The organism is Neisseria sp. P0009.S007, assembly GCF_051962515.1.
In genome coordinates this window covers 1-1,199 of sequence record NZ_JBQCVF010000418.1, presented here as the reverse complement: position 1 = coordinate 1,199, position 1,199 = coordinate 1, and the positions used below count along the sequence as shown (strand labels likewise).

Annotated in this window: 2 protein-coding genes; one reads left to right on the top strand and one right to left on the bottom strand. The window is 42.4% G+C overall.

The genetic code is table 11. The features are described from left to right. Positions 1 to 69: 69 nt before the first annotated feature. Entirely contained in the window at positions 70 to 357 is a 288-nt protein-coding gene (gene yhbY, locus ACTHS3_RS13750; protein WP_070608313.1) for a ribosome assembly RNA-binding protein YhbY, read from the bottom strand. A gap of 111 nt (positions 358 to 468) precedes the next feature. Here yhbY and ACTHS3_RS13745 point away from each other — a divergent pair, with 111 nt between their 5' ends. Next, complete coding sequence (locus tag ACTHS3_RS13745) at positions 469 to 1,089, top strand: RlmE family RNA methyltransferase (RefSeq protein ID WP_070608314.1); 621 nt, start codon at positions 469 to 471, stop codon at positions 1,087 to 1,089. Positions 1,090 to 1,199: the final 110 nt, after the last annotated feature.

Below are 1,199 nucleotides of genomic sequence, written 5' to 3'. Positions count from 1 at the left end.
GCATAAATACAACAGAAGGATATGATAAAGTGGGTTGAGAAAATACTTCTGCTGTTTATTCAGTTTAAATTATTCGTTGTCCGGTTTTTTGCGCCACAAAACAAGTAATTTACCAATATGTTGCACCAGTTGGGCACCCAGTGTTTCACACAGGGCATCACAAATTTCAATACGTTCAGCACGATCATCGCCAAAAACACGGACTTTAATCAATTCGTGCGCTGTCAATGCTGCATCGGTTTCTTTGATAACCGAGTCGGTCAAGCCTTGTTGGCCAACCATAACGACAGGGTGGAGGTGGTGTGCTTGGGCTTTCAAGGCCAAAATTTCTTTGGTGCTTAATTTGTTGTCGCTCATATTAATAAGTATCCAATTAAAAAGAATAATGGCTATATTGTACGCGATTTAGAACATTTACGGGGGAAATAACGTACAATGCTGATTTTAACTTAAGCATTTCAAATCAAGATGGCTGTACGCTCAAAATCTTCAAAAGCATGGCTGCATGAGCACGTCAACGATCATTATGTCCATATGGCACAAAAGGACGGATATCGTGCCAGGGCGGCTTATAAATTATTGGAAATCAATCAAAAAGACAAATTAATCAAGCCAGGTACGGTTTTGGCGGATTTGGGCAGCGCGCCGGGAAGTTGGTCACAGGTGGCGGCCAAGCTGGTCGGTAAAACAGGAGCAGTGTTTGCTTTGGATATTTTGCCGATGGAAGCTATTGAAGGTGTGTCGTTTATTCAGGGCGACTTTAGGGAAGATGCCGTTTTGGAGCAGTTTGAAGCTTTATTGGATAATCGTCCGTTAGACCTTGTAATCTGTGATATGGCACCCAATATGTCAGGCAATGCCGTAACCGACCAGGCACGCAGTTTTTATTTGTGTGAACTGGCTTTGGATTTTGCCTTCCAACATTTGAAAACCGGAGGCAGTTTTTTAGTGAAGGTGTTTCAAGGCGCGGGTTATCAAGAGTATACGGCGGCTATGCGTGAAATTTTTGCCAGTGTACAAACCCGAAAGCCGGATGCTTCCCGCAATCGTTCCAGTGAGATTTACCTATTAGGTAAAAATAAACGCTGACAATGTAGGGTGGGTGCTTTAAAATTCTTTCCCTTGATTTTATTTATTTTGTAACCATGGAGCCTGTTCAGTGGGGAATACCATTAAAAACATATTAGTCTGGGTAGTGG

Excerpts from the sequence above, each read along its gene's own strand:
- yhbY (WP_070608313.1), bottom strand. The coding sequence starts at position 357 with ATGAGCGACAACAAATTAAGCACCAAAGAAATTTTGGCCTTGAAAGCC.
- ACTHS3_RS13745 (WP_070608314.1), top strand. The coding sequence starts at position 469 with ATGGCTGTACGCTCAAAATCTTCAAAAGCATGGCTGCATGAGCACGTC.